The organism is Streptomyces sp. GESEQ-4 (assembly GCF_017948455.1).
In the GTDB taxonomy this organism is placed as follows: domain Bacteria; phylum Actinomycetota; class Actinomycetes; order Streptomycetales; family Streptomycetaceae; genus Streptomyces.
Genome location: NZ_JAFFSU010000008.1, coordinates 214,699 through 239,891 on the forward strand (window position 1 = coordinate 214,699; position 25,193 = coordinate 239,891).

Below are 25,193 nucleotides of genomic sequence, written 5' to 3' on the forward strand. Positions count from 1 at the left end.
CAGACGACCAACGGCCGAACGCGGCACTACCAGCGGAACACCTACGCCGCATCCCGCATCAGCTCGGCCAGGTCGTGGTCCAGGTCGAGCTGCAGGTTCTCCAGGCCGATAGGCACAAGCGCGCTGGTCGCCGCCAGGAACGACCGCAGCTCCTCCGAACGGACATGCACGACAGCCGTCCCCTCGGGCGCGTGGAACTCCAGAACCGTGCGGTCGTACCCGTACGGCCGTATCCGTACGTCGCCGTGGCCCTCGGCATCCTGCATGCCGGCCGCGAGGAGCTCGCGGGAGAAGGTCCAGCAGACGTCGACGCCTTCCAGCGTCGCCGGGGCCGGGAAGGTCATGCGGATGGCGAACGGGTCGCGTCGGTCGTACTGCAGGGTGGCGGGAATGCTCGGCATCCGCGGTGCTGCGGCGACGAGACGGGCCTCGACAGGCTGCTCGATGATGGACAACGCCTTGCTCCCTTATGACGACGGGACGGATTTCCGGGGGATGAGGCCGGGCACTGGGAGAGACGACGGAATCAGCCAATCCGTGCACACGAATGCCGAGTGACCTCGGTCACTGCCTTCATGCACGGAAGCGACCTGGCGCACCTCATGTGCCGCTTGGGGAACGTGAGGCGGCGCGCGACGCCATCTGGACGGCACCGGGGCGGTGGACTAGCTTCGCCCGCCATGAGGCGCTTGGGGATCACGCGACGGGCCGGGGCAAGGGGACGTACGAGACGAGCGGTGTCCGTGGGGGTGGTGTGCGGGGCGGCGCTTGCGGTGCTGACGTGCGCCGGGCCCACGCAGGCCGGCGAGGACCGGGTACCGCACTGGGAGCTGAAGGACAGCGGCACGACCGACGTGCGGTTCCGGGGGCTCGCGGCGGTCAGCCGGAACACCGCCTGGCTCGCCGGGTCCAAGGGCACCGTCCTGAGGACGACGGACGGCGGCGCGAGCTGGCGGAACGTCTCGCCGCCGGGCGGCGCCGGGCTGGAGTTCCGGGACGTCGAGGCGTTCGACGCGCGCCGCGCGGTGGTGCTGGCCATCGGTGAGGGCGAGGCGTCCCGCGTCTACCGCACCGAGGACGGCGGGGCGACCTGGACCGAGTCCTTCCGCAACACCGACGCACGAGCCTTCTACGACTGCATGACCTTCTTCGACCGCCGCCACGGCCTCGCGCTGAGCGACCCGGTGGACGGCAAGTTCCGCATCCTGTCGACGAGCGACGGCGGCCGTTCCTGGGAGGTGCTGCCCGACACCGGCATGCCGGCGGCGCTGGACGGCGAGTTCGGGTTCGCGGCCAGCGGCCAGTGCCTGGTCGCCGCCGGCCCGAAGGACGTCTGGCTGGCCACCGGCGGCGGTACCCGCGCGCGCGTGCTGCACTCGGCCGACCGCGGACGGACCTGGACGGCCACCGACACCCCGATCCCGGCGGGCGACCCGGCGCGCGGTGTCTTCGCGCTCGCCTTCCGCGACCGCGCCCACGGCCTCGCGGTCGGCGGCGACTACCGCCCCGACCAGGCCTCCCCGCAGGCCGCCGCACGCACCGCCGACGGCGGCCGCAGTTGGCAGCCCGCGGCCCAGCCACCGCCCGCCTACCGCTCCGGCGCCGCCTGGCTCCCGTACAGCCGCAGCGCCGCCCTCGCGGTCGGCCCCACCGGCACGGACCTCACGACGGACGCCGGCCGCACCTGGCGGACCGTCGACTCCGGCTCGTACGACACCGTGGACTGCACCCCGGACCTGGGCTGCTGGGCCGCCGGGGAGAAGGGGCGGGTGGCCCGGCTGGAGGGCTGAAAATGTGGGTACCCGGTCGTCGACTGCGAGAGGAGTGATCTTCATGCCACGCGGTTCGAGCCAGAAGCGGGAACGCCAGTACGAGCACATCAAGGAGAGCGCCCGGGATCGCGGTGAGAGCCCCGAGCGCGCCCAGGAGATCGCCGCCCGGACGGTGAACAAGGAACGCGCCCGGTCCGGCGAGTCGAAGCAGGCCAGCCGTACCTCGACGCAGGACATGTCGTCCGGCAAGCGCGGCGGTCAGCGGTCCGGGAAGGGCTCCCAGGGCCCCACCTACGACCAGCTCTACGAGGAGGCCAAGCGCCGCAACATCCACGGCCGTTCGGACATGAACAAGAGCGAGCTGAAGCAGGCACTGGGCGGCAAGTGAACCGGGGCCGGCGGGCGGCCGTACCCTCGTCCTCACCATGACGACCGTACGCATCCCCGCCGGCTGGCCGGCGACCGAGGAACAGGCCCGTGCCGTCCAGGACGAGTTGCGCGAGCGGGTGGTGCTCGACGAGCCCGGACCGCCGCCCGGATCGGGGCAGGTGACCGGGGTCGACGTGGCCTACGACGACGAGCGGGACGTCGTAGCGGCCGCGGCCGTCGTCCTGGACGCGGCGCGTCTCGACGTCGTCGCCGAGGCCACGGCCGTCGGGCGGATCTCCTTCCCGTACGTGCCCGGCCTGCTCGCCTTCCGCGAGATCCCCACGGTCCTGGCCGCCCTCGACGCCCTGCCGTGCCCGCCGGGCCTGGTCGTCTGCGACGGCTACGGCCTCGCCCACCCCCGCCGCTTCGGCCTCGCCAGCCACCTCGGCGTCCTCACCGGCCTGCCGACGATCGGCGTCGCCAAGAACCCGTTCACCTTCGCGTACGACGACCCGGACGCCCCGCGCGGCAGTACGTCGCCGCTGCTCGCGGGCACCGAGGAGGTCGGCCGCGCCCTGCGCACCCGGCACGCCGTCAAGCCCGTCTTCGTCTCCGTCGGCCACCGGATGAGCCTCGACAACGCCTGCGCACACACCCTCGCCCTGAGCCCCGCCTACCGCCTCCCGGAGACGACCCGCAGGGCCGACGCGCTGTGCCGGAGAGCGCTGCGGGACGCGACGGCCTGAAGGGAACTCGGCCCAGCAGCGCAGGATCTGAGTACCCGGACTGAGTACCCGTACGGATGTGGCCGCACCGTCCCCGTCGGCAGGGTGGGGCGCATGACGACGCACCGTGCAGCCCACCGTTCGCCCAAGCCGCTCGCCGACCCGAGCCGACCGGTCGAGCGGGCCGTGAACGCCGCGCTGATCCTTGCCGTGGTGGCCGGGCTCGGCTGGATCGGCGGCATGATCTACACCCTGCTCGGGTGGTCGCTCTAGGGCCCGTTCAGCGGGTCGCGCTAGGACCCGTTCAGCGGGTCGCGGCCACCCGGAAGGTGATGCCCGCCCGGCGCAGCCGTTCGGTCAGGGCGTCGCCCATCGCCACCGCCGTCGTGACCTGCCCGGCCGTCGGCGGGAGTGCGTCGAAGGCCAGGCACAGGGCCGACTCGGCGAACATCTTCGCCGTCTCGCCGTACCCGGGGTCGCCGCCCGCGACCTCGGTGAACACCCGCCGCCCGCCGCCCTCGCCGACGAAACGCACGGAGAACCAGCTCTTCGCCCGCTTCTCGGGGCCGGGCCCCTCCCCGGGCGCCACCCGGGAGGACAACCAGCGCCGCGCGGCCGGGACTTGGGCCGCCGCCATCATCGCGCCGGCGAAGGCGACCCCGCCGAGGGCGACCGGCAGATGCCGGACGGCCGCGTACTCGCGGTAGCGGAAGTCGGGTCCGTACCGCTCCAGGGCGCGCGCGGACCGCCGTACGATCTGCGCGTCGATGGTGGGCAGCGGGACCGCCCAGGCGCCGACCTCCCCGGCGAACCGGGGCGCACCCGTCGGCGCGGTCGCGCGGCGGCCCACCAGGCGCGGCTCGTGCCGGTTCCGGTCGCGTGCGGCGGCCGCCATCTGGCGCGCACGGGCGAACTGGTTGAGCGCGGAGGCGAAGGTGCCGCCGGAGAACATGGCGTCGGCGGTCACGAACGCGTCGACGGTCAGCGGCACTCCCTCCGGCAGCTGCCGGACCGTGAAGTGCGCCCCGAGGTCGTACGGGATCGAGTCGAAACCGCAGGCGTGCACCAGTCGCGCGCCGGTCTCACGCGCGCGTGCGTCATGGCGGACGTACGTCAGGTCCACGAACTCGGGCTCACCGCTCAGGTCGATGTAGTCGGTGCCGGCGTCCGCGCAGGCGGCGACCAGTTCCTCGCCGTACGTCAGATAGGGGCCGACCGTCGTCGCCAGCACGCGCGCGTGCCCGGCGAGTTCGCGCAGGGCCGCCGCGTCGGACACGTCCGCCTGCACCACGCCGACCTCGCCGGTCAGCCGCTCCCTGAGCCGCTCCAGCTTCTCCCGGTCGCGCCCGGCGATCGCCCAGCGCAGACCCTCGGGCGCGTGCGAGTCGAGATACTCGGCGGTGAGGACTCCGACGAATCCTGTGGCGCCGTAGAGCACGATGTCGTACGGGCGGTCCGCCCCGTTCAGCCTGCTCATGACACCCCTCGGGTTCCGCAGCTCGCGCCGTTGTCAGTGGCCGAGGCTAGCGTGAGGAGTGCGCAGCTCGATGACCAGCCCGGAGGTGTGGACGGTGGCCGTGCCCAAGAATGCCCTGAAGAAGTGGGAGAAAGTGCGTGAGTTCGCGCTCGGCCTGCCCGGCGCCGCCGAGGACTTCCCCTGGGGCGAGACCGTCGCGAAGGTCAACAAGAAGGTCTTCGTCTTCATGGGCGTCGCCGACGGAAGCTATCCGATGGGCGTCACGGTGAAGCTCAAGGACGACGAGGCCCACGCCCACGCCCTGACCTGCCCCGGCGCCGAGCCCGCCGGGTACGGCCTGGGCAAGGCGGGCTGGGTGAGCATCCCCCTGGAGCAGCAGGGCGCCCCGGCGGCGGAGCTGCTGTGCGACTGGGTGGAGGAGAGCTACCGGACGATCGCGCCCAAGAAGCTCATAGCGGAGCTGGACGCGCGCTGACCGGCAGCTCGGCTAAGCGCTTGCTCGCCCAGGTCTTGTGTCCACCGGCACGCATTCTTAGCATCGCTGGTGTTACATCGGTTGTGTCATACCTCTGGGGGCTGGATGACGACGGCGTCACACACACCCGCAGCGGGCCCGCTCGGCGGCGTCCGCGTGGTCGAGCTGGCCGGGATCGGGCCGGGCCCCTTCGCCGCCATGCTCCTGGCCGACCTGGGCGCCGACGTGGTCCGCGTGGACCGGCCGGGCGGCTCGGGGCTCGCGATCGACCCGGCGTACGACATCACCAACCGCAACAAGCGCTCGGTGATCGTCGACCTGAAGTCCCCGGACGGCCCCGCCCGCGTCCTCGACCTCGCCGCGCGCGCCGACATCCTCATCGAGGGCTACCGCCCCCAGGTCGCCGAGCGCCTCGGCGTCGGCCCCGAGGCGTGCCGGGCCCGCAATCCGAAGCTCGTCTACGGCCGCATGACCGGCTGGGGCCAGGAGGGCCCCCTCGCCGACCGCGCCGGCCACGACATCGCCTACATCGCGCTCACCGGCACCCTCGGCATGATCGGCGACGCGGACGGGCCCCCGGCCGTCCCCGCCAACCTGATCGGCGACTACGCGGGCGGCTCGCTCTACCTCGTCGTCGGCGTCCTCGCGGCGCTGCACCACGCGCGCGTGACCGGCACCGGGCAGGTCGTGGACGCCGCGATCGTGGACGGCGCCGCCCATCTCGCCTCGATGATCCACGGCATGTTCGCTGCCGGAGGCTGGCAGGACCGGCGCGGGGCCAACCTGCTGGACGGCGGCTGCCCCTACTACGGGACGTACGAGACCGCCGACGGGAAGTCCATGGCGGTCGGCGCCCTGGAACCGCAGTTCTACGCCGAGTTCCTGGACCTGCTCGGCATCGAGGGGCATGCCGGCTCCCGCAAGGACATCGCGCGCTGGGGCGAGCTGCGCGAGGCGGTCGCCGCCCGCTTCAAGTCCCGTACCCGGGACGAGTGGACGGCCGTCTTCGACGGCACCGACGCGTGCGTCGCGCCCGTCCTGTCGCTGGGCGAGGCCCCGCACCACCCCCACCTCGCCGCCCGCGGCACCTTCACCGACCACGGCGGCATCACCCAGCCCGCCCCCGCGCCCCGCTTCTCGGCGACGCCGACCGGCGTCCGCACCGGCCCCGCCCGACCGGGCGCCGACACCGCTGACGTGGCCCGCGACTGGGACGTACCCGACCTCATGAAGGGCCAGGAATGAAGCGGAAGATCTTCGCCCCGGAGCACGAGGAGTTCCGCGCGACCGTGCGCAGCTTCCTGGCCAAGGAGGTGCTGCCCCACTACGAGCAGTGGGAGAAGGACGGCATCGTCTCCCGCGACGCCTGGCGCGCGGCCGGAAAGCAGGGTCTCCTCGGCTTCGCCGTGCCGGAGGAGTACGGAGGCGGCGGCACGCCCGACTTCCGCTACAGCGCCGTCCTGGCCGAGGAGTTCACGCGCGCGGGCGCACCCGGCCTGGCGCTCGGACTGCACAACGACATCATCGGCCCCTATCTGACGGGCCTGGCCACCGAGGAGCAGAAGCGGCGCTGGCTGCCCGGCTTCTGCGACGGCTCGCTGATCACCGCCATCGCCATGACGGAGCCCGGCGCCGGATCCGACCTCCAGGGCATCCGGACGCACGCGGAGGACCGCGGCGACCACTGGCTGCTCAACGGCTCCAAGACGTTCATCTCCAGCGGCATCCTCGCCGACCTGGTGATCGTCGTGGCGAAGACGACACCGGAGGGCGGTGCGCACGGACTGTCGCTGCTCGTCGTCGAGCGCGGCATGGACGGCTTCGAACGCGGCCGCAACCTCGACAAGATCGGCCAGAAGGCACAGGACACGGCCGAGCTGTTCTTCCACGACGTCCGCGTGCCCAAGGAGAACCTGCTCGGCGACCTCAACGGCGCCTTCGCGCACCTGATGACGAACCTCGCACAGGAGCGCCTGAGCATCGCCGTCTCCGGGATCGCCGCCGCCGAGCACGTCCTGGAGCTCACCACGGAGTACGTCAAGGAGCGCGAGGCGTTCGGACGGCCGCTCGCCAGGCTCCAGCACATCCGCTTCGAGATCGCGGAGATGGCCACCGAGTGCGCCGTCACCCGCACCTTCCTCGACCGCTGCATAGAGGACCACGCGCGCGGTGAGCTCGACGCCGTGCACGCCTCCATGGCCAAGTGGTGGGCGACCGAGCTGCAGAAGCGCGTCGCCGACCGCTGCCTCCAACTGCACGGCGGATACGGCTACATGGCCGAATACCCCGTCGCCCGGGCCTTCACCGACGGCCGTATCCAGACGATCTACGGCGGCACCACCGAGATCATGAAAGAGATCATCGGTCGTGCCGTCCTCGGCTGACCCTCACCGAAAGGCTTACCAGTGAGCACCGAAGCGTACGTGTACGACGCGATCCGCACCCCGCGCGGCCGCGGCAAGGCGAACGGCGCCCTGCACGGCACCAAGCCCATCGACCTCGTCGTCGGACTCATCCACGAGATCCAGGGCCGCTTCCCGGGCCTGGACCCGGCCGCCATCGACGACATCGTGCTCGGCGTCGTCGGCCCCGTCGGCGACCAGGGCTCGGACATCGCGCGGATCGCCGCGGTCGCCGCCGGACTCCCGGACACGGTCGCGGGCGTACAGGAGAACCGCTTCTGTGCGTCGGGCCTGGAGGCCGTCAACATGGCCGCCATGAAGGTGCGTTCCGGCTGGGAGGACCTCGTCCTCGCCGGCGGTGTCGAGTCGATGTCCCGGGTGCCGATGGCCTCGGACGGCGGCGCCTGGTTCAACGACCCGATGACCAACCTGGCCGTGAACTTCGTCCCGCAGGGCATCGGCGCCGACCTGATCGCCACCATCGAGGGCTTCTCGCGGCGGGACGTCGACGAGTACGCCGCCCTCTCGCAGGAGCGGGCGGCCACGGCCTGGAAGGAGGGCCGCTTCGCGCGGTCCGTCGTGCCGGTGAAGGACCGCAGCGGCCTCGTCGTCCTCGACCACGACGAGCACCTGCGCCCCGGCACCACCGCCGACTCCCTCGCGGGGCTCAAGCCGTCCTTCGCGGACATCGGCGACCTGGGCGGCTTCGACGCCGTGGCGCTGCAGAAGTACCACTGGGTCGAGAAGATCGACCACGTCCATCACGCGGGCAACTCCTCCGGCATCGTCGACGGCGCCTCCCTGGTCGCGATCGGCTCAAAGGAGGTCGGCGAGCGCCACGGGCTCACCCCGCGCGCCCGCATCGTCTCCGCCGCCGTCTCCGGCTCGGAGCCCACCATCATGCTCACCGGTCCCGCGCCCGCCACCCGCAAGGCCCTGGCGAAGGCAGGCCTGACGATCGACGACATCGACCTGGTCGAGATCAACGAAGCCTTCGCGGCGGTCGTCCTGCGCTTCGTGCGGGACATGGGCCTGTCCCTCGACAAGGTCAACGTCAACGGCGGCGCGATCGCGCTGGGACACCCGCTCGGCGCGACCGGCGCCATGATCCTCGGCACGCTCGTGGATGAACTGGAGCGCCAGGACAAGCGGTACGGCCTCGCCACGCTGTGCGTGGGCGGCGGCATGGGCATCGCGACCATCGTCGAGCGCGTCTGATTCCCGGCGGAATCAGCGGAATCAACAGACCTCAACGGCTGCTACGGAGACCTGCCATGACACAGAGCACCACCATCCGCTGGGAACAGGACCGCACCGGCGTCGTCACCCTCGTCCTCGACGACCCCGACCAGTCCGCGAACACCATGAACCAGGCGTTCCGCGACTCCCTCGCCGTCATCACCGACCGCCTGGAGGCCGAGAAGGACTCCATCCGCGGCATCATCTTCACCTCCGCCAAGAAGACGTTCTTCGCGGGCGGCGACCTGCGCGACCTGATCCGCGTCACCCCCGAGACGGCACAGGAGCTGTTCGACGGCGGCATGGCGATCAAGCGGCAGCTGCGCCGCATCGAGACCCTCGGCAAGCCGGTCGTCGCGGCGATGAACGGCGCGGCCCTCGGCGGCGGTTACGAGATCGCGCTCGCCTGCCACCACCGCATCGCCCTCGACGCCCCCGGCTCCAAGATCGGCTGCCCCGAGGTCACCCTCGGCCTGCTCCCCGGAGGCGGCGGCGTCGTCCGCACCGTACGCCTCCTCGGCATCGCCGACGCCCTGCTGAAGGTGCTGCTCCAGGGCACCCAGTACAGCCCGCAGCGCGCCCTGGAGAACGGCCTGATCCACGAAGTGGCCGCCACCCAGGACGAGTTGATGGCCAAGGCCCGCGCCTTCATCGAGGCCAACCCCGAGTCGCGGCAGCCCTGGGACAAGCCCGGCTACCGCATCCCGGGCGGCACCCCGGCGAACCCCAAGTTCGCGGCCAACCTGCCCGCCTTCCCGGCCACCCTGCGCAAGCAGACGAACGGCGCCCCCTACCCGGCGCCGCGCAACATCCTCGCCGCCGCCGTGGAGGGCTCCCAGGTCGACTTCGAGACCGCGCAGGTCATCGAGGGCCGCTACTTCGCGGAGCTGGCCGCGGGACAGACGTCGAAGAACATGATCCAGGCGTTCTTCTTCGACCTCCAGGCCGTGAACTCCGGCGCCAACCGCCCCAAGGGCATCGAGCCGCGTCACGTGCGCAAGGTCGCCGTCCTCGGCGCCGGGATGATGGGCGCGGGCATCGCGTACTCGTGCGCCCGCGCGGGCATCGACGTGGTCCTGAAGGACGTATCGGCCGAAGCCGCCGCCAAGGGCAAGGGCTACTCAGAGAAGCTGTGCGCGAAGGCCGTCTCCCGGGGCCGTACGACCCAGGAGAAGGCGGACGCGCTGCTGGCCCGCATCACGCCGACCGCGGACCCGCAGGACGTGGCCGGCTGCGACGCGGTCATCGAGGCCGTCTTCGAGGACCCGGCCCTCAAGCACAAGGTGTTCCAGGAGATCGAGCACCTCGTCGCGCCGGACGCGCTGCTGTGCTCCAACACCTCCACCCTCCCGATCACCGCCCTCGCCGAGGGGGTGGAGCGGCAGGGCGACTTCATCGGGCTGCACTTCTTCTCGCCCGTCGACAAGATGCCCCTCGTCGAGATCATCAAGGGCGAGCGGACGGGGGAGGAGGCCCTCGCCCGCGCCTTCGACCTGGTCCGGCAGATCAAGAAGACCCCGATCGTCGTCAACGACTCGCGCGGCTTCTTCACCTCCCGGGTCATCGGCCACTTCATCAACGAGGGCGTGGCCATGGTCGGCGAGGGCATCGAGCCCGCATCGGTCGAGCAGGCCGCCGCCCAGGCGGGCTACCCGGCCAAGGTGCTGGCCCTCATGGACGAGCTGACGCTCACGCTCCCGCGCAAGATCCGCACCGAGTCCAAGCGGGCGGTGGAGGAGTCCGGCGGCACCTGGCAGACCCACCCCGCCGAGGCCGTCATCGACCGCATGATCGACGAGTTCGAGCGCACGGGCCGCAGCGGCGGCGCGGGCTTCTACGACTACGTGGACGGCAAGCGCGCGGGCCTGTGGCCGGGCCTGCGGGAGCACTTCACCCGAGAGGGCGCGGAGATCCCCTTCAAGGACATGCAGGAGCGCATGCTGTTCTCCGAGGCGCTCGACACGGTGAAGCTCCTGGAGGAGGGCGTGCTGACGTCCGTCGCCGACGCCAACATCGGCTCCATCTTCGGAATCGGCTTCCCGGGCTGGACGGGTGGCGTCCTGCAGTACATCAACGGCTACGAGGGCGGCCTGCCCGGCTTCGTGGCACGCGCGCGTGAACTCGCCGAGCGGTACGGGGAGCGGTTCACGCCGCCCGCGCTGCTGGTGGAGAAGGCGGAGAAGGGCGAGAAGTTCACCGACACGGTGTGACAGAGCACAGCCGCTGAACGTGTCAGGCGGATCCGCCTGTCTCTGACATCCCGTCCAGCCACTCCCTCAGCTCCTCCCTGAGGGAGCGCTGGAACGTCGTCAGCAGGGCCTGCACGACCAGCGGATGCATGTGCGCGGACAGCGACTTCACGTCCTCGGCGGCGCGCTCGGCCACGGCTTCGCGCAGCAGCCGCGACAACTCGTGTGCCGCCGCGCGCGAGTGCTCGATCAGCGCTGTTCGGGCCGCCATGATCGTCTCCTGGGACAGCGGTACGTCGAGCAGCTCGACGCCGAGGCGCAGCAGCCCGGAGTCGACGCGGAACGCGCCGTCCTCGTGCGCGACCACGTTCATCGCCACCAGCCGCTCCACGTCCTGATCGCCCAGTGTCCGCCCGGCCCGCCGTTGCAGTTCCTCGCGAGTCACCGTCTCCACGGAATCCGGGGCCCAGCTCGCCACCACGGCACGGTGGATGGCGAGGTCGTGCGCGCTCAGGTCCGGCGGCAGCTGGCGCAGATAGCGTTCGATCGCGGCGAGGGTCATGCCCTGGGTCTGGAGTTCCTCGATCAGCGCGAGACGCGCGAGATGCTCCTGGCCGTAGTGACCGACCCGGCGTGGACCGATCACCGGTGGCGGCAGCAGCCCCTTGGTGCTGTAGAAGCGGACCGTGCGGACCGTGACGCCCGCCCGCGCGGCCAGCTCGTCGATCGTGAGGGTCGGCTCCGCGACGTCGGTGGGTTCGGTCGTCATGTGCAGCAGTATCGCTGTCTCACCAACACTGTGAAACCTCGGGACGCCCACCGAATGACCTTGGGCGAGCCGGTCAGCCCCGGGACGCGAGCGTCCGCAGCAGACACTCGGTGAGCCGTGCCGCGATGGTCCCGTCGGGGTCGAGGCGTGGGTTGAAGATCGCGACGTCGAGGCCCATCGCGCCCGGCCCGGCAAGGGCGATGCCGAGCACCGCCTCCAGCTCCTCCCAGGACAGCCCGCCGGAGAGCCGGTAGTCCACCGCGGGCATGACCGCGTCGTCCAGCACATCGACGTCGAGATGCACCCAGTACCCGGCGGCCCCACCGCCCGTGAGCAGATCCACCGCACGCCGTGCCGCCTCGGCCGCACCCAGCTCCCGTACCTCGTCGAGGTCCATCGCGTGCAGCGCGTCCGGCAGTGGCTGCATCCCGAACACGGAGGCCTCCGCCTGGTCCCGGAAGCCCAGGGCGACCGCGTCGGCGTCCTGCACCAGCGGCCCCCGCCCCTCCAGATCGGCCAGGACGGCGGGCCCGCGCCCGGTGGCCAGGGCCAGCTCCATGGAGGCCACCTCGCCGACCGGTTCCGCCGCCGGCTGATAGAAGTCGGTGTGGCCGTCGAGGAACAGCAGCCCGTGCCGCCCCCGCCGCCGCAGCGCCAGCAGAGCGCCGAGCAGCACGCTGCAGTCGCCGCCCAGCACCACCGGGAACCGGCTCTCGTCCAGCACCCCGCCGACCGCGTCGGCCAGCCGTACGGAGTAGTCGGCGATCCCCGCCGGATTGAGGACCTCGGTCTCCGGGTCCCGCTCAGGGTCGTACGGGCCCGGTTCGACCCTGCCCGCCCGCACCGCGCCGAGGCCGTCGGCCAGACCCGCGTCGAGCAGTGCCCCGGGCAGCTCCTCGACGCCGGTCGGCCGCAGCCCCAGCACGGACGGTGCCTCGATGATCGCGACGTCCCGCACTGGAACACTCCCTCGTCAGGCGGCGCCGGCCGGCCCACGCGTGTCCGGCGCGTGGGCCCACCGTAAACCGCGGGAGGGCGCGGAGCGCGTCAGTGCCGGTGTCGCGGGGCGTCTCCCTCCGCGTCTTCGTGGTCGTGCACCCCGTTCGTCGCGGCGATCTTCTTCCATGACTTCGGCGGTGCGGCAGGTGCCGCCTGACGGGTGATGGACGCGGACCGTGCCGCGGGCGCGCTCGGCTTGGACGGCTGGTACAGCCAGGTGTCGAAGAGCGCGGCCAGCGGCTTGCCCGACACCTGTTCGGCGTACACGCGGAAGTCGGCGACCGACGCGTTGCCGTGCGCGTACTTCTTCGGCCAGCCCTTGAGGACGGCGAAGAACGCCTCGTCCCCGATCTCGTTCCGCAGCGCCTGCAAGGCCAGCGCGCCCCGGTCGTAGACCGCGAGGTGGAACTGGTTCTCCGGTCCCGGGTCGCCCGGCTTCACGGTCCAGAAGGCGTCGTCCGCCGGATGCGACGCGTACACGTAGTCCGCGATCTCCTGCGTCGTGCCCTCGCCCTCGTGCTCGGACCACAGCCACTGCGCGTACCGGGCGAAGCCCTCGTTGATCCAGATGTCCTTCCAGCCGGCCACGGACACCAGGTCGCCGTACCACTGGTGGGCCAGCTCATGGACGACCACGGACGTGTTCGACCCGCTCGCGAACTGCCGCGGACTGTAGAAGGGCCGGGTCTGGGTCTCCAGCGCGTACCCGGTGTCGGTGTTCGGCACGTATCCGCCGAGCGCGTTGTACGGGTACGGCCCGAAGTACCCGGTCAGCCAGTCGGCGATCTCCCCGGTCCGCTCCACGCTCGCGCGCGCCGCGCCGGCGTTGGCGCCCAGGTCCTTGCTGTAGGCGTTGATGACCGGAATGCCGCTCTCGGTCGTGCCCGTCGTGACGTCGAACTTCCCGGCCGCGAGCGTGGCGAGGTAGGTCGCCTGCGGTTTGTCGGAGCGCCAGTTGTAGCGGGTCCAGCCGGCGCGTGAACTCGACGACTGGAGCGTGCCGTTGGAGATGGCCTGCGTCCCGTCGGGCACAGCGACCGACACGTCGTAGGTGGCCTTGTCGAGCGGGTGGTCGTTGCTCGGGAACCACCACCAGGCCGCCTCGGGCTCGTTCGCGGCGACTCCGCCGTCCGGTGTGCGGTGCCAGCTGGTGAAGCCGTAGGCCTCCTTCGACGACGGCACTCCGCTGTACCGCACGACGACGGTGACCGAGGTGCCCTTGGGCAGGGGCTTGCTCGGCGTGATCTCCAGCTCGTGCTCGCCGGACGTCGTGAAGGACGCCTTGGCTCCGTTGACCCGCACTTCGCTCACGTCCAGCAGGAAGTCCAGGTTGAACCGGGACAGGTCCTGCGTGGTGCGGGCGAGCAGGGTCGCGGTGCCCGACAGTTCGTCGGTGGCCGGCTGGTACTTCAGGCGCAGGTCGTAGTGGGAGACGTCGTATCCGCCGTTGCCGTAGGCCGGGTAGTAGGGGTCGCCGATACCCGGGGCTCCAGGGGAGACGCTCGCGGCCGATGCCGGGATCGCCAGCATGAGGGTGGCCGCGGCGAGCGAGCCCGGCGCGATGAATCTGCGGTGCACGAAAGCTCCAAGTCGTAGGGGACCGAAGTCTGTTCGGAGCCTATTCATTCGCTGTGCGCCCTGGCGTGTCCATGGTGCCCCCTGTCACACGATCGCCATTCGGCCGTCATGAGCCGAATGGCGCAACCGTCTCGTCCGCACCGGATGGCCCTCTTCTGCACGGGAGTTGACCGATGTACCGTCCGGCGCATGCCGATACGCATGCGCTTCACGACCTGGAGACCGCTCGTGCGCTTCACGACCTGGAGATCGCTCGCCGCCGTCGCCGTAGCCGCCCTGACGGCCGCGCTCCTCACCCCGGCCGCGGCCCACGGCGCCCCGCGCGAGAGCAAGCCGGTGTACTCGTACGAGAACGCCGTCCGCGAGGCCGTTTGGGTGGACACCGGACTCGACGGCGACAGCGACGGAACGACGGACCGCGTCGCCGTCGACATCGTCCGCCCGCACGAACCCGCCCAGCAGGGCCGGAAGATCCCGGTCATCATGGACGCCAGCCCCTACTACTCCTGCTGCGGACGCGGCAACGAGAGCCAGCTGAAGACGTACGACGCGGACGGCGACGTCGTCCAGATGCCGCTCTTCTACGACAACTACTTCGTGCCGCGCGGCTACGCCTTCGTCGGCGTCGACCTCACCGGCACCAACCGCTCCGACGGCTGTGTGGACATCGGCGGCCGCTCCGACATCCAGTCCGCCAAAGCGGTCGTCGACTGGCTGAACGGCCGTGCCAAGGCCTACACCACCCGCACCGGCACGACCCCCGCCAAGGCCACCTGGACCAACGGCAGGACGGGAATGATCGGCAAGAGCTGGGACGGCACGATCGCCAACGGCGTCGCGGCCACCGGCGTGAAGGGCCTGGAGACGATCGTCCCGATCGCCGCCATCTCCACCTGGTACGACTACTACTTCGCCAAGGGCGCCCCGCTCTACGACTCCGGACCCGACGCGCTGTCCAACGCCGTCGAGAGCGCCGACGCCCGCGCCGAGTGCGGCGCCGTACAGCAGAAGCTCGTCGACGGCGCCCCGCGCACCGGCGACCGGACACCGCTGTGGACCGAGCGCGACTACATCAAGGACGCCGCGAACGTGAAGGCGAGCGTCTTCCTCATCCACGGCATGCAGGACCTCAACGTCCGTATGCAGCACGTCGGTCCGTGGTGGGACGCCCTCGCGAAGCACGGCGTCGAGCGCAAGATCTGGCTCTCCCAGACCGGCCATGTCGACCCCTTCGACTTCCGCCGCGCCGACTGGGTCGACACCCTGCACCGCTGGTTCGACCACGAACTCCTCGGCTACGACAACGGCATCGACGACGAGCCCATGGCCGACATCGAACGCCACCCCGACCAGTGGGTCACCTCTAAGACCTGGCCGCCCAGTGGCACCCGGACCACCACCCTGCGCCCCGGCTCGGGCGCCCAGCCCGGCGTCGGCACCCTGGGCATCGGCAAGGGCCGCGGCACCGAGACCTTCACGGACGACCCCGAGCTCAGCGAGACCGACTGGGCCGCGCAGATCGGCGCCTCGACGCCCGGCAAGGCGGGCTTCGTCACCCGGCAACTCACCCGTGACCTGCGCCTGTCCGGCTCCTCCGAGGTGACCGTCACCGCGACCCCGACCACCTCGACGGCCCACCTCTCCGCCGTCCTCGTGGACCTCGGCCCCGACACCATCCGCGACTACGCGGCGCGCGGCGAGGGCATCACCACCCTCACCGACCGCACCTGCTGGGGCGCGAGCACCAGCGGCGACAGCTCCTGCTTCAAGGAGACGGAGGCGAAGACGGCGGACGTCGACTACACGATCGTCAGCCGCGGCTGGGCCGACCTCGGCAACCACGCCTCCGACGTGACGGGCGGCCCGCTCACCCCGGGCAAGGCGTACCGCATCACCCTCGACCTGGGCGCGACCGACCAGGTGATCCCGGCCGGACACCGGCTGGCGCTGATCGTCGCGGGCACCGACAACAACCTCATCGAGCCGCCGTCGACCAAGCCGACGCTGACGCTCGACCTGTCCCGCACCTCGGCCCACGTCCCGCTGGTCGGCGGCGCCAAGGCCTTCGCCCGCGCCACCGCCGGCTTCGGGCCGCTCGCCCCCGAGGCCACCACCCTCGACGGCGTCCAGGCACCGCGCGCCGTTCAGCGCATCCCGGGAGGCAGCCGGTGATCCGCGCACTGACCCTCACCACGGCGGCCCTCGCCGCATCCCTGGTCGCCGTCCCGGCGCAGGCGGCGGACTCCCCGCCGCGTACCGGCTTCGAGCAGTCGAACGGCGCCCGCTGGACCACCGAGCCGGAGGAACAGGACTTCCTGGCCGCCGTCGACAAGGCGAGCGACCGCGTCTCGATCGCCCGCATCGGTACGACGAAGCAGGGCCGCCCCCTCCAACTCGCCCGCCTCGGCGCACCCCACGCGCCCACCAAGGTCCTGCTCATCTGCACCCAGCACGGCGACGAACCGTCCGGCCGCGAGGCCTGTCTGACCACCATCCGCGACCTGACCTACGCGACCGACCACCAGACCCGCCGCTTCCTGGACCGCACCACCCTGCTCGTCGTGCCCACCGCCAACCCCGACGGCCGCGCCGCCGACACCCGTGGCAACAGCGACGGCGTCGACATCAACCGCGACCACCTCGCCCTGCAGACGGCCGAGGCCCGCACCCTGGCCACGGTCATCCGGGACCAACGCCCCGACCTCGTCTACGACTTGCACGAGTACGGCGCCACACCGCCGTACTACGACAAGGACCTCTTCGACCTCTGGCCCCGCAACCTCAACGCCGCCACCGCGGTGCACGACGAGGGCGAGACCCTCTCCCAGGCGTACGTCCGCCCCGCCGCCCAGAAGGCCGGGTACACGGCCGGTACCTACGGCATCTGGACCGACCCCGTCACCGGTGATCCGATCAGGCAGGTCGCCGGCGACGGTCAGGAACGCATCCTGCGGAACATGTCCGGCGTCAAGCACTCGATCGGCCTGCTTATCGAGAGCCGCGTCGATCCCCTCACCGACGCCGAGAAGGCGGACGAGTCGGTGAACAACCGGCGCCGGGTCGACTCCCAACTCGCGGCGCTGAAGGGCTTGTTCGCGTACACCGACGAGCGTCGCCGGCAGGTCGAGGTCGCGACGGGCTTCGCGCGCCTCGCCGGATACGCCGACTCGGGCCCCGTCTACGTCGGCGGCGCCGACAACGACCCGCCCGAACCGGCCGAGGTGATCCAGGACCCGCCCTGCGGATACCGGCTCACCCGGGACCAGTACACGGAGTTCAAGGACGAACTCGCCCTGCACGGAGTGCAGACGCGCGGCACCTACGTCCCGCTCCGCCAGTCCCTGCGCGCCCTCGTCCCGCTGCTGCTCGACGAGCGCGCGCCGTACCACCTCACGGCCGGTGAGCCCGACACCGAGTGCTGAGGTGGTCCAGATCGGCGGCACCTGTGGTAGTTCCTAGGGGCGCAACCAGGAACAAGTGTTTCCATTCGGCCTCCAGGGGAAGGTGCCGCCGATGACAGAAGACCTGAAGAAGAGGGGAGGCTCGGGAAGTCCTTCGGACGTCCCGGGCGGCTCCGGCCACGAAACCGACCGCGTGGTGTTCGGCATCACCGCCGTGCTCACCGTGGCCTTCGTGATCTGGGGCGCGGTCGCCACCGACTCGCTGGAGAGCGCCTCGACCAAGATGCTCGACGGCCTGATGCACAACGGCGGTTGGGCCTTCGTGCTCGCCGCCTCCGGTTTCGTCGTTTTCGCGCTCTGGCTGGCGGCCAGCCGCTACGGCAGGATCCACCTGGGCACCGAGGGTGAGGAGCCCGAGTTCCGAACCGTGTCCTGGGTCGCGATGATGTTCAGCGCCGGTATGGGCATCGGCCTGATGTTCTACGGTGTGAGCGAGCCGTTGTCGCACTACAGCACACCCCCGCCGGGCACCAGCCCCGCCGACTCCGCGGAGCGTATGGAGACGGCGATGGCCACCACCCTCTTCCACTGGACCCTGCACCCCTGGGCGATCTACGCGGTGGTCGGCCTCGCCATCGCGTACAGCACTTTCCGTAAACGCCGACGCCAGACGATCAGCGCGGTGTTCACCCCGCTCATCGGTGAGAAGCACGCGAACGGCCACCCGGGCCGGGCGATCGACATCCTCGCGATCATCGCCACCGTCTTCGGCTCCGCGACCTCGCTGGGCCTCGGCGCGCTCCAGATCGGCTCCGGACTCACAGAGCTGGACTGGTTGGACAAGGCGAGCACCGCACTGCTCGTCACCATCATCGCCGTACTGACGCTGGCCTTCGTCGCCTCGGCCGTCTCGGGCGTCGAGCGCGGCATCCAGTGGCTGTCCAACACCAACATGGTGCTGGCGCTGCTGCTCGCCATCTTCGTGTTCATCGCAGGCCCGACTGTCATCGTCCTCGATCTGCTGCCCACCTCGGTCTTCTCCTTCGTGGGTGACCTGCCGCAGCTCGCAGGGCGCACCGAGGCCAGCGGCGGCGAGGGCGTCGCGGAGTGGCTGAGCGGCTGGACGGTCTTCTACTGGGCGTGGTGGATCTCCTGGACGCCGTTCGTCGGTATGTTCATCGCCCGCATCAGCCGCGGCCGGACCATCCGGCAGTTCATCGGCGGCGTCATCCTCGTACCGAGCACCGTCTCTCTCGTCTGGTTCGCGGTCTTCGGCGGTTCGGCGATGAAGCTGCAGGAGGCCGGCCGGCTCGGCGAAGAGGCGACGCCCGAGGGCCAGCTCTTCGGCGTCCTGCAGGAATACCCCATCGCGACGGTCACCAGCCTGCTCGTGATGATCCTGGTCGGCATCTTCTTCGTCTCCGGAGCCGACGCCGCGTCCATCGTGATGGGCACGCTCTCTCAGAAGGGAGCCCTCGAACCCGGCCGTCTCGTCGTGATCTTCTGGGGCGTGGTGACCGGAGCCGTCGCCGCGATCATGCTGCTCATCGGCAGCGGCAAGGGCGATGCGCTCGCCGGCCTGCAGAACCTCACGATCCTCGCCGCCGCGCCGTTCGTCCTCGTGATGATCGGGATGTGCGTCGCCCTCATGCGCGATCTGCGTCACGACCCCGTGATCGTGCGCAACGCGATGGGCTCCGAGGCCGTCGAACTCGCCGTGATCGAGGGCCATCAGAAGTACGACGGCGATTTCGGGATCAGGGTCGGACCGGGCCCCGGCACGGAGACGGAGGGCGACCCGCTGGGGCACGACTACCGCTGAGTGCGGAGGAGTTCGCCCGCCTCGTCGCGGGCACGGCCGATCGGGTCGGGGAAGATGCGCAGGCCGTGGGCGACCAGCGCGCCCTCGTGCAGCAGCATCAGCGCGGGGGCCAGTTGGTCGGCCCGGCCGGGCGCGACTTCCCCGACCAGATCGGTGAAGAGCTCCAGCATCCACTGCTTCTGCCCGGTGATGATCGCGTAGGCCGGGTGGGCGGGATCGCTGATCTCGGCGTGGGCGTTGACCATGCCGCACCCCTTCGGGCTGCGCTCGGTCATCCAGGACCGGGACGCGTCGAACACCGTGAGCACGCGGTCGACGGATCCCGGCTCCACGCGATCCAGCCGCTCCGCGACGAAGCGCCGCCAGCGCTCGTCGCGGTCGGCGAGGTACTCGACGACGATCTGGTCCTTCGACCCGAAGCGGTCGTAGAGCGTCTTCTTCGTCACTCCGGCCTCGGCGGCGATCAGGTCCACCCCGACCGCGTGGATGCCGCGCTCGTAGAACAGCCGGGACGCCGCCGCGAGAACGCGGTGCGCGCCGGGGGTCATCGTGATCCGCCTGGCACTCATGGCACCTGACTATACCGATCTGTATAGTGGTCTGAGTAGGTAGACCGATCTGTATAGCCGCGCGATGAGTGGTGAGTGGTGGACCATGAACATCTTGCTGTCGGCCGCCTTCGTGCTCTGCTGGAGCTCGGGGTTCGTCGGCGCCAAGCTGGGCACGGAGCACGCGGGCGCGGTGACGCTCCTGATGTGGCGGTTTCTGCCGCTGGCCGCCATCCTCGTCGCGGTCGCGATCGGGCGCGGGTGGGCGTCGTGGCAGGGACTGACCACGCGTGACATCGCACGGCAGATCGCGATCGGGCTGCTCTCCCAGAGCGGCTATCTGCTCACCGTCTACTACGCTATCCAGCTCGGCGTCTCCAGCGGCACGACCGCCCTGATCGACGGCACCCAGCCCCTCGTCGCGGGCGCGCTCGCCGGGCCGCTGCTGCGCCAGTACGTCTCGGCGCGGCAGTGGCTCGGCCTGTGCCTGGGCCTCGCCGGTGTCGCCGTCGTCACCACGGCCGACGCCTCGGCGGCCGGCGCCGTCGCCTGGTGGGTCTATCTCGTCCCGTTCGCCGGGATGCTCTCGCTGGTGGCGGCCACCTTTCTCGAAGAGCGTTCCCGGACACAGGTGACGCCCCTGGTGTCGATGACCGTCCACTGCACCACCAGCGCACTCGTCTTCACGGTCGCCGCCTTCGCGGCCGGGGCCGCCGCCCCCTCCTCCGCCCCGTCGTTCTGGCTGGCCACCGTGTGGCTCGTGACGCTGTCGACGTTCGGCGGCTACGGGCTGTACTGGCTGGTGCTGCAGCGCTCGGGAGTGACCCAGGTCAACACGCTGATGTTCCTCATGGCCCCCGTCACGGCCGTCTGGGGTGCCGCCATGTTCGGTGAGCCGTTCACCGTGCAGACCGCCGCCGGCCTGGCGGTCGCCCTCTCGGCGGTCGCCGTCGTGCACGGCGCGAGCCCACGGGCGGGGCACGAGCGGGTCACGACCGCTCGTCGACGGCCCCGGCCGCATCCTCCGCGCAGCCCCACGCCACGGTGATACCCGCGCCGCCATGGCCGTAGTTGTGCACCAACAGCCGCCCGTCCGGCAGCGGTTCGCGCTCCAGCCGGACGGAGTCCCGCGCGGGCCGCAGCCCGACCCGATGGCCCAGCACCCGCGCCCCGGCGATCTCCGGCCGCAGCGCCGCACACCGCCGTACGATCGCCTCCGCCACCGCCGGATCCGGCTCGGTCGAGAAGTCGTCCTCGACCGCCGTGCCGCCCAGCAGCAACCGGCCGGGCTGCGGAAAGAAGTACGCCATCGCCCCGGCGGCGTCCTTGGAGACCAGCCACGTCCGGATGCCGGGGTTCTCCACGACTACCAACTGCCCGCGCACAGGCCGTACGGAGGCGTCCGGCACCAGCTCCCGCGCCCCCAGCCCGGCGCAGTTGACCACGACGGGCGCGTCGGCCTCCGCGAAGGCGGACACCGTACGCACCTCGATCGCCCCGCCCGCCCCGAGGAACCGCTCGCGCAGCCACGGCAGATGGACCGCCATGTCGATCAGCGGCAGCCGCGCCCACAACCCCCTGCCCTGGTACTCCTCGGCGGTCGCCGGACGCAGCCCCGGCAGCCGCTCGGCGGCCCAGGCATCCTCGGGACCGGTCTCGCCCAATACCCCTTCGACCAGGCGTACGCCGGTCACCTCGGGCCGTCCCGCCAACTCCTCGTACACATCGAGCGACCGCAGCGCCCACCTGCGCGCCTGCGCGACCGGCTCGATCCGGTACGGCCACCACAGCGCGCCCGCGACCGCCGAGGTGGTCCGCTCCACGGGATCCCGCGTCCACACCCGCACCCGGCGGCCCCGCTCGGCGAGGACGACGGCCGTGGTCAGCCCGATGACCCCGCCGCCGACCACGATGATCTCGTCGTTCGTTTCACTGCTCACCCGGGGACGGTAGCGGAATGTGTCATGCCGTGCTCGGAGAGCGTTCCTACTGGGGATACTCACAGCATGTCTGCCGAGTACGCGACCTTCGGCCTGGCACCGGCGATACGTGCCGGTGGGGTCCTCGCCAACGGTGACTACCAAGTACACCGTGATTTCGTGGACTTCATCGTGAACGACCGTCCGCTGCTCTTCCAGCTCTCCGACCTCGACGCCGTCTCCCCACTCGCCTCGGACGTCCCACCCGCGATCTTCACCGCCCAGGTCCGCAGCCTGCTGCTGGAGACCGACGCACCCCTGCCCGGCGGCCGGTACGTCATCTACGGCTGTCCCGAATGCGAGGAGCTGGGGTGCGGGGCTGTCACCGCCGTCATCGAGCAGGTAGGCGACGACTACCTCTGGCGCGACTTCGCCTGGCAGACGGACGACTACGCCGACCTGTCACTCAACGGCTACCACGGCATAGGGCCGTTCCGCTTCCGCGGTGCCGAGTACCGGACGGCGCTCACCTCCCTGCTGGACGGCTCCGGCAGCGCCCGCCGCCGCGTCCTGCTCATCGGTGCCCGCGTCGCCCTGCTGGCCAAGCTCGCCGCCGCACTGCGCGCCATCGGCATCGGCGCCGACATCACCCGCGACGCGACCGACGCCCCTGCCGACGAACTGCGCGGCTACGGCGCCGTCGCCTTCGGCCGCGCCGTCACCCAGGAGGAACGTGCCGCCGTACGCGCCGCCTTCGATCGCGCCGGTGTCGATGTCGCCTACGTCGACGGACTCGCCCCGATCGTCCCGCTGCTCGTCGCCCAGATCGAACACGCCCTGGACCGCAGCCCTCCCGACCGGCGCCGGCTGACCCGGCTGGTCGCCGCCGACGGCGAGGCGGGCATCGAGGTCACCTCGCCGTGCCGGGTCCAGCTCACCGCGTACCGCCTCGACCGTCTCTACCGCACCCACGCCCACGAGGTCTTCGACGGGATCCTGGAACCCGGCCGGCATCGCATCGCCCTGGACGCCAAGGCGGTGAAGGGGGAGTCCTTCGTGGTGGCGCGGACGTCGGGAAGCGTGCTGGTGGAGGCGATGGCGCACGGATGATTCCGGGCGCGACCGACTCCGTGGGGCCACTAGGATCGACGGTCTGATGACTGCCACCCTCGTCGCCAAGAACCTCGCCGCCGGCCACGGCGACCGCGCGCTGTTCACCGGGCTCGACCTCGTCGTCGCGCCCGGCGATGTGATCGGCCTGGTCGGGGCCAACGGCGCCGGCAAGTCCACGCTGCTGCGGATCCTCGCCGGACTCACCGCGCCGGAGGAGGGCGAGCTGCGCCTCTCGCCGCCCACGGCGACCATCGGCCACCTCCCGCAGGAACCGGAGCGCCGCCCGGGCGAGACCGTACGGGAGTTCCTGGCCCGCCGCACCGGCGTGGCCGAGGCCCAGCACACGATGGACGAGGCCACCCAGGCGCTCGTCGACGGAACACCGGGCGCCGACGACGCGTACGCGACGAGCCTGGAGCGCTGGCTCGACCTCGGCGGCGCCGACCTGGACGAACGGGCCGCGGAGGTCACCGACTCACTGGGCCTCGCAGTCGACCTCGACCAGGCGATGACGTCCCTCTCCGGCGGCCAGGCGGCCCGCGCGGGCCTTGCCTCCCTCCTGCTCTCCCGCTACGACGTCTTCCTGCTCGACGAGCCGACCAACGACCTCGACCTGGACGGCCTGGAACGCCTCGAACGCTTTGTGAGCGGCCTGCGCGCCGGCACGGTAGTCGTCAGCCACGACCGCGAGTTCCTCGCCCGCACCGTCACCAAGATCCTCGAACTCGACCTCGTACAGGGACAGATCAACCTCTACGGCGGCGGCTACGAGGCCTACCTGGAGGAACGCGAGACGGCCCGGCGGCACGCCCGCGAGGGCTACGAGGAGTACGCCGACAAGAAGGCGGCCCTCCAGGACCGGGCGCAGATGCAGCGCACCTGGATGGACAAGGGCGTGAAGAACGCGCGCCGCAAGGCCAGCGACAACGACAAGATCGGCCGCAAGTTCCGCAGCGAGGCCAGCGAGAAGCAGGCCGCGAAGGCCCGCCAGACGCAGCGCATGATCGAACGCCTCGATGTCGTCGAGGAGCCGCGCAAGGAGTGGGAACTGCGGATGGAGATCGCGGCGGCCCCGCGTTCCGGCGCCGTCGTCGCCACCCTGCGCGACGCCGAGGTGCGACGCGGTGACTTCGTCCTCGGCCCGGTGTCCCTGCAGATCGACTGGGCGGACCGGGTGGCCGTGACGGGCGCGAACGGCGCGGGCAAGTCGACCCTGCTCGGCGCCCTGCTCGGCCGGATCCCCGTGGACGCGGGCCAGGCCTCCCTCGGCTCCGGCGTCCTCGTCGGCGAGGTCGACCAGGCCCGCAAGGTGTTCCACGGCCCGGAGTCCCTGCTGGACGCCTTCGGCGCGGCCATCCCCGACACGGAACCGGCCGAGGTGCGGACGCTGCTCGCCAAGTTCGGCCTGAAGTCGGACCACGTATTGCGCGCGGCGGCCACGCTGTCACCGGGTGAGCGGACCAGAGCGGCGCTCGCCCTGCTCCAGGGACGGGGCGTCAATCTCCTGGTCTTGGACGAGCCGACCAACCACCTCGACCTGCCGGCCATCGAGCAACTGGAGTCGGCTCTGGATTCGTACGAGGGCACGCTGCTTTTGGTCACTCACGATCGGCGCATGCTGGAGGCCGTTCATGTGACGCGCCGGGTGGAGGTAGCGGACGGCAAGGTGACCGAGCGCTAGCGCTCCGCTGGGTAGTGCCGCGATGTGTTGTCTTTCGTCTGCGGCGCCGTCGTGGCTGGTCGCGCAGTTCCCCGCGCCCCTAGGGGGTTGCAGAACCGGTCAGACGTGTGGCCAGCCCCGGATAGTCGACGACCAAGCCGTCCGCGTCGAAGACGAGGTTGCTGCGGAAGTCGCCCGAGGTGAAGCGGACGCGTCCGCGGTCGAGGTGGGTGTAGCGCTGCGGTGACGGCTGGACGGTCAGGTCCGGCACCGAGACCCAGGCCATGAGGAAGTCCTCCTCACCCGGCGTGCGATGGAGCCCGTGCCGCAGCACCGGCATCGTGTTGGTGAGCGGGCAGAGGCCGAGGTCGCAGTCGAGGGCACCGTCGATGCCGGGCAACCGCTCGCCGTCCGCGGTCCACCGGCCCTCACCGTCATGCCGCAGATCGAGATCCTGTGTGCCGGAGTGGGTCTCGGCCGTGACCCGCAGCCGCCGGGTCACGAAGCCGTCGGCGGTGTCGAGTTCGTACGAGATCCAGTACGGCTGCGGAACCGTCCCCACCGCCCGGCCACGGGCCCGCAGGGCACCGTCGGTCAGCTCGATCCAGGCGGTCTCGATGCCTTTGCTCTCCGAGACTCCCCAGGTGATGACGCGCGACGTCGGCATACGGTCACTCTAGATCCGCAGCGCTCTGACCGCGCCCCGTAGGGGCGCGGGGAACTGCGCGACCAGCCA

The 25,193-nt window shown here is 71.2% G+C and carries 23 protein-coding genes; 15 read left to right on the top strand and 8 right to left on the bottom strand.

Annotated elements, in window-relative coordinates:
- Positions 1-41 precede the first annotated feature (41 nt).
- Positions 42-401: an SsgA family sporulation/cell division regulator gene (locus KCH48_RS18170; protein WP_210575519.1), complete on the bottom strand. Its 360-nt coding sequence runs from the start codon at positions 399-401 to the stop codon at positions 42-44.
- A 279-nt stretch (positions 402-680) separates the two neighbouring features.
- On the opposite strand from KCH48_RS18170, the gene KCH48_RS18175 reads away from it, so the two are divergent.
- The 4 genes from KCH48_RS18175 (at position 681) to mmpA (ending at position 3,139) form a co-directional block, all read left to right on the top strand.
- Positions 681-1,790: an oxidoreductase gene (locus KCH48_RS18175; protein WP_246885461.1), complete on the top strand. Its 1,110-nt coding sequence runs from the start codon at positions 681-683 to the stop codon at positions 1,788-1,790.
- 43 nt (positions 1,791-1,833) lie between these two features.
- Positions 1,834-2,160: a plasmid stabilization protein gene (locus KCH48_RS18180; RefSeq protein WP_210575334.1), complete on the top strand. Its 327-nt coding sequence runs from the start codon at positions 1,834-1,836 to the stop codon at positions 2,158-2,160.
- Positions 2,161-2,197: 37 nt separating this feature from the next.
- Positions 2,198-2,887 (top strand): endonuclease V, encoded by a 690-nt coding sequence (locus KCH48_RS18185; protein WP_210575335.1) that lies wholly within the window; start codon positions 2,198-2,200, stop codon positions 2,885-2,887.
- Between the two features lie 93 nt (positions 2,888-2,980).
- Positions 2,981-3,139 (top strand): morphogenic membrane protein MmpA, encoded by a 159-nt coding sequence (gene mmpA, locus KCH48_RS18190; protein ID WP_210575337.1) that lies wholly within the window; start codon positions 2,981-2,983, stop codon positions 3,137-3,139.
- Positions 3,140-3,170: 31 nt separating this feature from the next.
- Here mmpA and KCH48_RS18195 read toward each other — a convergent pair whose 3' ends face one another.
- Positions 3,171-4,343, bottom strand: coding sequence for a trans-acting enoyl reductase family protein (locus KCH48_RS18195; protein ID WP_210575338.1), 1,173 nt, complete (start codon positions 4,341-4,343; stop codon positions 3,171-3,173).
- A 70-nt stretch (positions 4,344-4,413) separates the two neighbouring features.
- Here KCH48_RS18195 and KCH48_RS18200 point away from each other — a divergent pair, with 70 nt between their 5' ends.
- The 5 genes from KCH48_RS18200 to KCH48_RS18220 all read left to right on the top strand — a co-directional run bounded on the left by KCH48_RS18200 (position 4,414) and on the right by KCH48_RS18220 (position 10,669).
- Positions 4,414-4,818 carry an MmcQ/YjbR family DNA-binding protein gene (locus tag KCH48_RS18200; RefSeq protein WP_246885462.1) on the top strand — a complete coding sequence of 135 codons (405 nt, stop codon included), beginning with the start codon at positions 4,414-4,416 and terminating at the stop codon, positions 4,816-4,818.
- Between the two features lie 105 nt (positions 4,819-4,923).
- Positions 4,924-6,063 carry a CaiB/BaiF CoA-transferase family protein gene (locus tag KCH48_RS18205; protein ID WP_210575339.1) on the top strand — a complete coding sequence of 380 codons (1,140 nt, stop codon included), beginning with the start codon at positions 4,924-4,926 and terminating at the stop codon, positions 6,061-6,063.
- Positions 6,060-7,202: an acyl-CoA dehydrogenase family protein gene (locus KCH48_RS18210; RefSeq protein ID WP_210575340.1), complete on the top strand. Its 1,143-nt coding sequence runs from the start codon at positions 6,060-6,062 to the stop codon at positions 7,200-7,202. Before KCH48_RS18205 ends, KCH48_RS18210 begins: the two co-directional genes overlap by 4 nt.
- A 21-nt stretch (positions 7,203-7,223) precedes the next feature.
- Positions 7,224-8,438, top strand: a complete 1,215-nt coding sequence (locus KCH48_RS18215) for an acetyl-CoA C-acetyltransferase (RefSeq protein WP_210575341.1) — start codon at positions 7,224-7,226, stop codon at positions 8,436-8,438.
- Positions 8,439-8,494: 56 nt separating this feature from the next.
- Positions 8,495-10,669, top strand: a complete 2,175-nt coding sequence (locus tag KCH48_RS18220; protein ID WP_210575343.1) for a 3-hydroxyacyl-CoA dehydrogenase NAD-binding domain-containing protein — start codon at positions 8,495-8,497, stop codon at positions 10,667-10,669.
- 22 nt (positions 10,670-10,691) lie between these two features.
- Here the strand turns inward: KCH48_RS18220 and KCH48_RS18225 are convergent, their stop codons facing one another.
- The 3 genes from KCH48_RS18225 to KCH48_RS18235 form a co-directional block, all read right to left on the bottom strand.
- Complete coding sequence (locus KCH48_RS18225) at positions 10,692-11,417, bottom strand: MerR family transcriptional regulator (protein WP_210575345.1); 726 nt, start codon at positions 11,415-11,417, stop codon at positions 10,692-10,694.
- A gap of 73 nt (positions 11,418-11,490) precedes the next feature.
- Positions 11,491-12,375 carry an arginase family protein gene (locus KCH48_RS18230; protein ID WP_210575347.1) on the bottom strand — a complete coding sequence of 295 codons (885 nt, stop codon included), beginning with the start codon at positions 12,373-12,375 and terminating at the stop codon, positions 11,491-11,493.
- Between the two features lie 89 nt (positions 12,376-12,464).
- Complete coding sequence (locus tag KCH48_RS18235; protein ID WP_210575349.1) at positions 12,465-13,994, bottom strand: M1 family metallopeptidase; 1,530 nt, start codon at positions 13,992-13,994, stop codon at positions 12,465-12,467.
- 189 nt (positions 13,995-14,183) lie between these two features.
- Between KCH48_RS18235 and KCH48_RS18240 the strand changes: the two genes are divergently transcribed.
- From KCH48_RS18240 to KCH48_RS18250, 3 genes are all read left to right on the top strand, one after another.
- Positions 14,184-16,166, top strand: coding sequence for a Xaa-Pro dipeptidyl-peptidase (locus KCH48_RS18240; protein ID WP_210575350.1), 1,983 nt, complete (start codon positions 14,184-14,186; stop codon positions 16,164-16,166).
- On the top strand, positions 16,163-17,416 hold the full coding sequence (locus KCH48_RS18245) for a M14 family metallocarboxypeptidase (protein WP_210575351.1): 1,254 nt from the start codon (positions 16,163-16,165) through the stop codon (positions 17,414-17,416). Before KCH48_RS18240 ends, KCH48_RS18245 begins: the two co-directional genes overlap by 4 nt.
- Positions 17,417-17,507: 91 nt before the next feature.
- Positions 17,508-19,217, top strand: a complete 1,710-nt coding sequence (locus tag KCH48_RS18250; protein ID WP_210575352.1) for a BCCT family transporter — start codon at positions 17,508-17,510, stop codon at positions 19,215-19,217.
- Here KCH48_RS18250 and KCH48_RS18255 read toward each other — a convergent pair.
- The gene (locus KCH48_RS18255; protein WP_246885464.1) at positions 19,208-19,786 is read right to left on the bottom strand and encodes a TetR/AcrR family transcriptional regulator; all 579 of its coding nucleotides are present in this window, start codon (positions 19,784-19,786) and stop codon (positions 19,208-19,210) included. The genes KCH48_RS18250 and KCH48_RS18255 overlap by 10 nt on opposite strands.
- Positions 19,787-19,871: 85 nt before the next feature.
- On the opposite strand from KCH48_RS18255, the gene KCH48_RS18260 reads away from it, so the two are divergent.
- Entirely contained in the window at positions 19,872-20,813 is a 942-nt protein-coding gene (locus KCH48_RS18260) for a DMT family transporter (RefSeq protein WP_210575353.1), read from the top strand.
- Here KCH48_RS18260 and KCH48_RS18265 read toward each other — a convergent pair.
- Positions 20,755-21,705 carry an FAD-dependent oxidoreductase gene (locus KCH48_RS18265; RefSeq protein ID WP_210575354.1) on the bottom strand — a complete coding sequence of 317 codons (951 nt, stop codon included), beginning with the start codon at positions 21,703-21,705 and terminating at the stop codon, positions 20,755-20,757. The two genes, KCH48_RS18260 and KCH48_RS18265, sit on opposite strands and share 59 nt — an antisense overlap.
- Positions 21,706-21,771: 66 nt before the next feature.
- On the opposite strand from KCH48_RS18265, the gene KCH48_RS18270 reads away from it, so the two are divergent.
- Positions 21,772-22,794, top strand: coding sequence for an oxidoreductase (locus KCH48_RS18270; RefSeq protein WP_210575356.1), 1,023 nt, complete (start codon positions 21,772-21,774; stop codon positions 22,792-22,794).
- Between the two features lie 46 nt (positions 22,795-22,840).
- Positions 22,841-24,478, top strand: coding sequence for an ABC-F family ATP-binding cassette domain-containing protein (locus KCH48_RS18275; RefSeq protein WP_210575358.1), 1,638 nt, complete (start codon positions 22,841-22,843; stop codon positions 24,476-24,478).
- 79 nt (positions 24,479-24,557) lie between these two features.
- Here KCH48_RS18275 and KCH48_RS18280 read toward each other — a convergent pair whose 3' ends face one another.
- Positions 24,558-25,124 carry a putative glycolipid-binding domain-containing protein gene (locus KCH48_RS18280; RefSeq protein ID WP_210575360.1) on the bottom strand — a complete coding sequence of 189 codons (567 nt, stop codon included), beginning with the start codon at positions 25,122-25,124 and terminating at the stop codon, positions 24,558-24,560.
- Between the last annotated feature and the right edge of the window lie 69 nt (positions 25,125-25,193).